The organism is Streptomyces doebereineriae (assembly GCF_031845645.1).
In the GTDB taxonomy this organism is placed as follows: Bacteria; Actinomycetota; Actinomycetes; order Streptomycetales; family Streptomycetaceae; genus Streptomyces; species Streptomyces canus.
Genome location: NZ_JAVREZ010000273.1, coordinates 1 through 457, shown reverse-complemented (window position 1 = coordinate 457; position 457 = coordinate 1). Strand labels below are relative to the sequence as shown.

Annotated in this window: 1 pseudogene; it reads left to right on the top strand. The window is 69.4% G+C overall.

Features of this window, described 5'->3' with window-relative positions:
- Positions 1-154 precede the first annotated feature (154 nt).
- Positions 155-457, top strand: a pseudogene (locus tag RNB18_RS51850) (ATP-binding protein); the annotation flags it as partial.

The following is a 457-nucleotide window of genomic DNA, read 5'->3' as shown; positions in this document are numbered from 1 at the left end:
AGTATGCACCACGCGTACTCCTTCGCGCTGGAATATGCCCGAAGCGCTTGTTGCGGTGACTGTACGTCAACCATGCTGTCGCGTAAGGGAATCACGTTCCGTGACCCTGAGGAGGCGCGAGGCGATGTGTCCGCCGGTTCGGATGGTGTGAGCGGTGCAGGTGCTTCAGGTTCAGCTGGAGGTCGGTCCCGATCCCGCAGAGGTGGGACGGGCCCGTAGGTGGGCGCGGTCGCGCCTGGTCGGATCGGGGATAGGGGATGACGAGCCGCTCGCGGAGACGCTCATCCTGCTGATCTCGGAGCTGGTCACCAACGCGGTCGTCCATACGGGCTGCCCGGCGGTGCTCCGGATGCTGTTCGGCGGGTCCGGGGCCTCCGGCGCGGCCGGGACGGTCCGGGTGGAGGTCGCCGACGCCAGCGACTGCCCGCCCCGCCCGCGCCACGCGCAGGGCGAGGAC